Annotated in this window: 5 protein-coding genes; all 5 read left to right on the plus strand. The window is 55.3% G+C overall.

Going from position 1 to position 6,332, the window contains the following annotated elements:
- Nucleotides 1-417: 417 nt before the first annotated feature.
- Entirely contained in the window at nt 418-1,308 is an 891-nt protein-coding gene (locus tag D5S03_RS08975) for an ABC transporter ATP-binding protein (protein ID WP_008870149.1), read from the plus strand.
- Complete coding sequence (locus D5S03_RS08980) at nt 1,301-2,170, plus strand: ABC transporter ATP-binding protein (RefSeq protein ID WP_208596399.1); 870 nt, start codon at nt 1,301-1,303, stop codon at nt 2,168-2,170. The genes D5S03_RS08975 and D5S03_RS08980 overlap by 8 nt, the downstream gene beginning before the upstream one ends.
- Before the next feature lie 178 nt (nt 2,171-2,348).
- Complete coding sequence (locus D5S03_RS08985; protein WP_008870151.1) at nt 2,349-3,908, plus strand: DNA repair protein RecN; 1,560 nt, start codon at nt 2,349-2,351, stop codon at nt 3,906-3,908.
- A gap of 303 nt (nt 3,909-4,211) precedes the next feature.
- The gene (locus D5S03_RS08990) at nt 4,212-4,997 is read left to right on the plus strand and encodes an iron-sulfur cluster-binding protein (RefSeq protein WP_008870152.1); all 786 of its coding nucleotides are present in this window, start codon (nt 4,212-4,214) and stop codon (nt 4,995-4,997) included.
- Nucleotides 4,998-4,999: 2 nt separating this feature from the next.
- Entirely contained in the window at nt 5,000-5,914 is a 915-nt protein-coding gene (locus D5S03_RS08995) for a dihydroorotate dehydrogenase (RefSeq protein ID WP_008870153.1), read from the plus strand.
- Nucleotides 5,915-6,332 lie beyond the last annotated feature (418 nt).

The following is a 6,332-nucleotide window of genomic DNA, read 5'->3' on the forward strand; positions in this document are numbered from 1 at the left end:
GGCAGGAAAGCTTGGCAGGATGCGTGGCTGGACGCGTGAATGATATCTGCATTTTTCATTCCCCGACTTTTTGCAGGTGCATCATATTTCGAAAGTAAATGATTACAGGTGAGAGGCAAAGCCTTAAGGGATGTTCAAAATACCAATATACCGTTAATGTTCAGTGACTTAACAGTTGAAAGCCTGTTATAAAAAACAAGAATCTTTAGACAGGATTAACAGGATGGAGTGATTACCTTTTGGCCTGGCTTCCGGCCAGGACAAAAATATTTTTCTCTTAATCCATCTCTTAATCCTGTTAATCCTGTCAAAAAACTCTTCTCTTTATTGTTGCGGGCAAAGCATCACTATGGCGGTATATCAGTATTGTTCTAGTCCCTAAAGACACTGATCAGGGTAGGATATATATGGAGGATTATGCAGCCGGGTGAAAAAGAACAGAACAACCTGTCCGGAAGCAGCCTTTTGCAGGTGCGCAGTCTGTGTATAGACTTCGAATCCCATGGTGAGGTACACCGGGCTGTGGACGGCGTGTCTTTTTCCATTGCCCCGGGAGAGGTCCTGGCGGTGGTGGGGGAGTCCGGCAGCGGCAAGAGTGTTACCGGACTGTCCCTGACCGGTCTTCTGCCTCCGCCTCCGGGATGCCGGGTGGGCGGTGAAGTGCTCTACCAGGGCCGCAATCTGCTTGAGTGCAGCGCCAGGGAGCTGAGGCAGTACCGGGGCAAGCAGATAGCTTATGTCTTTCAGGAGCCGGGCACTGCTCTGAACCCGGTTTTTACCATAGGCCACCAGATCGCCGAGGCCATCCGCCTGCATCGCCCCGAAGTAAAAGATATAAAAGCAGAAATCGTAAAGGCACTGGACATGGTCAAGATTCATGAGCCTGAAAGGCGTTTTGAGGATTATCCGCATCAGCTGAGCGGCGGCATGCAGCAAAGAGTGATGATAGCCATGGCCCTGGCCTGCAACCCCAGGCTCCTGGTGGCGGACGAGCCCACCACAGCCCTGGATGTGACCATCCAGGCCCAGATAATAAACCTTCTAAGGGAGCTGCGGGAAAGACTGGGCATGTCCATCATGCTCATTACCCACAATTTCGGCATTGTGTCCGGATTTGCAGACAGGGTGGCGGTAATGCGCCATGGCAGGATCGTGGAGCAAAAAGAGACGTCGGTGATTCTCAAAAGCCCGGAGCATCCCTACACTAAGGCCCTCATAGGCTGCATTCCTGTTCTGGGACGCAAGCTGCGCAGACTGCCCACCATAGAATCCGAAACCAGGCAGGAACAAGAGCATGGCCATGCCTGATGCACAAACTGACATGAGCCCGGCGGGGGAGGCGGTTCAGGACAAACCCGGGCACACCGGGGACAGGACTTCAGCCCCGGCCCTGGTGCAGGTTAAAAATCTCAAGGTGTATTTCCCTGTTTACGGAGGTCTGTTCAGGCGGGTGCGGGGCTACATGCGGGCTGTGGATGATGTGGGTTTTAGTGTTCCGGAGGGCTCCACCGTGGGCCTGGTGGGGGAGTCAGGCAGCGGCAAGACCACCACAGGACGCAGTATGGTCAGGCTTATTCAGCCCACCGCCGGAGAAATCCTCTACCGGGGCAGTGATGTAGTCGGCCTGAGCAAACGCGAATTTTTCCCCTACCGCAAAAAGATGCAGATGATCTTTCAGGATCCCTTCAACTCCCTCAACCCCAGGATGAGCGTGGAAAAGATCCTCACAGAGCCCCTGGGCATCCACTTTCCCCGGATGAGTGCAGATGAAAGGCACATGCGCTGCGCCCGGCTCATGGAGATGGTAGGGCTCAAGCCTGATCAGCTGCGGCGCTATCCCCACGAGTTCAGCGGCGGACAGCGCCAGCGCATAGGCATAGCCAGGGCCCTGGCCGTGGAGCCGGAATTTATCATCTGCGACGAACCGGTAAGCGCCCTGGACGTATCCGTGCAGGCCACCATAATCAATCTGCTGCAGGATCTGCAGGAAGAGCTGGGGCTTACTTACCTGTTCATCGCCCATGACCTGGCAGTAGTGGAGCACATAAGCGATTATGTCCTGGTGATGCACCAGGGCCGGATCGTGGAACAGGCAAGCTCGGAAGTTATTTACAGTGCACCGCAGCATCCGTATACTATAAAGCTGTTGCAGGCTGTACCGGGATTGTAGAGCACTTCATCAGTCTTGACATTCTGCCTCTGCAGTGTACGTTCAAGTGTATATTGCAGAAGGGCAGGACCATAAAGCCTGTTGTTTTAACTGTTTTTAGCTGTATAAAAAGAAAAAAGAGAGTCTAAACCCGGCTGCGGGCACATCCCCTGTTGGAAGGTTTGCAGGCTGAAAATTCATGCTGGAACTTTTAAGAATAAAAAACCTGGCCCTTATCCAGGACATGGAACTGGAATTCGACCCGGGGCTGAACGTGCTTACCGGTGAATCCGGGGCGGGCAAATCCTTTATCCTCAAGGCCCTGGATTTTATCCTGGGGGAAAAGATGTCCGCTTCCATGGTCCGTGCCGGGGAGGACAAGGCCGTGGTGGAGGCGGTCTTTGTCCTGGATGGGGAGGAGTATATCATCAAGCGCGAGCTTGCGGCCAGGACTTCGCGCAGCCGGTTTTACCTGAACGATTCCCTGAGTTCCCAGGACCGCATCCAGTCCCTGCGGGACAGTCTTCTTATCTATACCAGCCAGCACGGGCAGCAGAAACTTTTGAAGCCTGCCTACCATGTAAGGATCCTTGACGGATTCCTGGAAAACCCCGGAGTACTGCAGAAAAAGGACGAACTCTTGGAGAGCATGAACCAGGTCCTGGACAGAAAAAAAGAGATCCAGGGCAGGCTGGCCGAGCTTGAAGAGAAAAAAGAACTCCTGGAGTATCAGAAAGCCAGGATTGACGAGGTGCATCCCGAGGCAGGGGAGGAAGATGACCTCCTGGCCCGGCGAGATGAGATAAAATCCAGGGCGGACCTGGCCCAGGACGTGCAAAAGGGTCTGGACATCCTGCATTCGCCCCAGGGAAGTCTCCTGGATGGCATACGCCAGCTCTGCCGCATAGCCGAGCGTATGGAAGCCCTGGATGAAGGGTATGCCAGGCAGGCCGGGGAACTGGAGAACGCTGCCGCAGCACTGGAAGATTTTGACCGGGTCCTTCGAAGCACAAGGGTGCATGACGAAGAGGCGGAACTGGAAAAGGTGGAATCCAGGCTGTGGGAGCTGAACCAGCTGAAAAGAAAGCTTGGGCGCAGCCTGGATGAAATCCTGGACATGGAGCGAGAGATCCAGGAGCATCTTTCTTTTCTGGACCAGGGCCGCCTGGACCTGAAGCAGCTGGAGCGCCAGGAGGCCGGCCTGGCCCGGGAACTGGACCAGGCCGCAGGAGAGCTCAACCAGGAGCGCAGGAAATGCGCCGGTGAGCTGGCCTCCAGGCTGGAAAAGGAGCTTCAGTGCCTGGGGTTTTCAGAGCATATCCGGGTGGAGTTTCAATTTTCCCCTGTGGAAATTTATCCGGGCATCAATGAAGACAGGCCAAGGCTATTGTGGATACCCAACCCGGGTCAGCCGGCCCAGCCCTTAGACAAGATCGCTTCCGGAGGCGAGCTTTCCAGGTTTTTGCTGGCCCTGGTAGGGCTGCGTTCGGAAAAGGGCATGCCCACCCTTTTATTTGACGAGGTGGATGCAGGTATCGGGGGAGGCACCCTGATCCAGGTGGGACAAAGGATCCAGGAACTGTCCCGCAACCGGCAGATTCTCCTGATAACCCACTGGCCGCAGCTGGCGGACCTGGCCGACTGTCATTTCATGGTGCAAAAAGAGGTCTACAGTGACCAGACCTATACCCTGTGTTCCAGGCTGGACGCTGAGCAGTCCAGAAGCGAGCTTGCGCGTATGGCTGGGGAAGGCGGATGAGTGAAGACGGATGTCAGCCTTCCACGCTTGCTCGTCCGGGACCGAATCTGCGAGTAAATGGATAAGGAAGTGGTTATTAGAACGAACCACCCCCGGCCCCTCCTTAACCAAGGAGGGGAGAAGGCTGTGCTGTACGCAAAAAAATGACAAACTTGTATGACAGCAACATGCTGAACTTAATGAATTGAAATTATGATTATTTAGAAGAGGACAGAAGTTCGAGTGGCTTAGGACCTGTGGGAACAAGAAGGGTCTCTTGGGCGGAAGTACTTACAACCTGCAACTTAAAACTTTATAAATTTCATGCATAAAAGCACTCAGACAAAATCGCGCTCCTGCGACAGGGTCAGGCTTTTGGGGCTGGACTTTGCCGCAAACCCGGATTTTGTTCATCTTTACCTTGAGCCGCCTTCCTGGGACTACACCCCGGGGCAGTTCGTCATGCTCAGGCCGGAAAAATGGGGCCAGGACCCGGTCTGGCCCAGGCCCTTTTCCATCTGCGAAAAGACCCGGGAATACGTGCGCATCTTTATGCAGGTGGTGGGACGGGGAACCAGTCTTTTGAGCAGTGCTGCACCGGACAGTGAAATCAACATGTGGGGTCCGCTGGGGCGCGGGTTCAGGCTCTCCCCTGAAAAACGCTACCTGATCCTGGCCGGTGGTATGGGCATCGCTCCTTTTATCGGCCTTTGCAAGGAGCATCCCTATCCCGGCAAGCTGAGCCTTATCTTTGGTCATCGCATGGACCGGTCCTGCTACCCCTTTGATGAACTGCCCGGGGAGATGCAGCGCCAGAATATGCGCCAGACGAACCAGGAAGACATGGAGCATTTCGGGCGGGTCCTCAGGGAGCAGATATCCCGGTTTGCTTCCAGGGGAGAGATCCTGGCCTGCGGTCCCATGCCTTTTCTGCAGGTGGTGCAGAAGCATGTGCTGGAAGCAGGGGCCTCGGCCCAGCTTTCGGTGGAGACCAGAATGGCCTGCGGAGTAGGTGCCTGCCTGGGATGCGTGGTTGAGACGCGCAGCCAGGGTCTGGTACAGAGCTGTGTACAAGGACCGGTCTTTGATGCCGGGGAACTGGTGTTGTAGCTATGGATATAAGTGTCGATCTGGGCGGACTCCGCCTCAAAAATCCCATCATGAGCGCATCCGGGACCTTTGGCTATGGCCTGGAATTTTCTCCCTACGGAGACCTGCAAAAGCTGGGAGCCATCGTGGTCAAAGGCCTGTCCCTGCATCCTCGAAGCGGCAATCCCACACCGCGCATCACTGAAACACCCTGCGGCATGCTAAACGCCATAGGCCTGCAAAATGTGGGGGTGGAAAAATTTCTTGCACAGAAGCTTCCCTTTCTGCCTGCGGATGAAACCCCGGTGGTAGCCAATCTCTATGCCCAGGGTGCTGAAGAATTCGTGGAGCTGGCGGCAATCCTGGGGGATGCACCCCGAGTGGGGGCCCTGGAGGTGAATATATCGTGTCCCAATGTGCGCTGCGGCGGGGTGCAGTTCGGCCAGGACCCCGAGGCCGCGGCATCCGTCACCCGGGAAGTGCGCAGGGCCAGCCCGGACAAGCCGCTGATCATCAAGCTAAGCCCCAATGTCACGGATATCAGGGTCATTGCCCGGGCGGTGCGGGATGCCGGCGCGGATGTTATTTCCCTGATAAACACCCTGGGGGGCATGGCAGTGGATATCCACAGCAGAAAGCCCAGGCTGGCCAATATAGTGGGCGGTCTTTCCGGTCCCGCTGTGAAGCCGGTGGCCCTGAAGATGGTCTACGAGGTCTGCAGCGAAGTGGATATCCCGGTTATCGGCCTGGGGGGCATCTGCAACGCCCGGGACGTGCTGGAATTCATCATGGTGGGGGCCCACGCGGTGCAGGTGGGCACGGCCAATTTCATGCGTCCGGACCTGATTTTCGACCTGGTGGACGAGCTGCCGGGCCTGCTGGCTGAACTGGGTGCAGAGTCTCTCGAGGACTTCAGAGGTTCTCTGGAAACTCAATGAAATATTCATAACGAACCACCCCCGGCCCCTCCTTAGCCAAGGAGGGGAGCAGTCCGTGCTGGAAATTTCATTTTTTGCATTTGAGCCAGGAACCAGGAACCAGAAAATAGTTGTTCAGGTGCTTAGTATAAATTTTATAACAACCTGCTGGTAACTGATTTTTTTCACTGGGTCTGCTCCTCTGGACAGGATACAGGCCCGGTGTGAACTCCCCTCCTTAGCCAAGGAGGGGCCGGGGGTGGTTGTATGAAATCCCTTCATTACCCCAATCAACCATTAGCAGATAACTGGACTGTCACCATTCAGGGGGTCCTCGATGTTGATAACTGGCACAAGGCCTGGGGACTGTCCCTCGCTGTGTAGGTCTGTGCAGGATCACGGAATTTTGCGCTTGTAATATTGGTGATTGTGAAGGCAA

Source organism: Desulfonatronospira sp. MSAO_Bac3 (assembly GCF_003838035.1).
GTDB classification, from domain to species: Bacteria; Desulfobacterota; Desulfovibrionia; order Desulfovibrionales; family Desulfonatronovibrionaceae; genus Desulfonatronospira; species Desulfonatronospira thiodismutans.

Bases quoted from the DNA above. Each gene is read 5' to 3' on its own strand.
- D5S03_RS08995 (WP_008870153.1), top strand. From the start codon at position 5,000: ATGGATATAAGTGTCGATCTGGGCGGACTCCGCCTCAAAAATCCCATC.
- D5S03_RS08975 (WP_008870149.1), top strand. From the start codon at position 418: ATGCAGCCGGGTGAAAAAGAACAGAACAACCTGTCCGGAAGCAGCCTT.
- D5S03_RS08990 (WP_008870152.1), top strand. From the start codon at position 4,212: ATGCATAAAAGCACTCAGACAAAATCGCGCTCCTGCGACAGGGTCAGG.
- D5S03_RS08980 (WP_208596399.1), top strand. From the start codon at position 1,301: ATGCCTGATGCACAAACTGACATGAGCCCGGCGGGGGAGGCGGTTCAG.
- D5S03_RS08985 (WP_008870151.1), top strand. From the start codon at position 2,349: ATGCTGGAACTTTTAAGAATAAAAAACCTGGCCCTTATCCAGGACATG.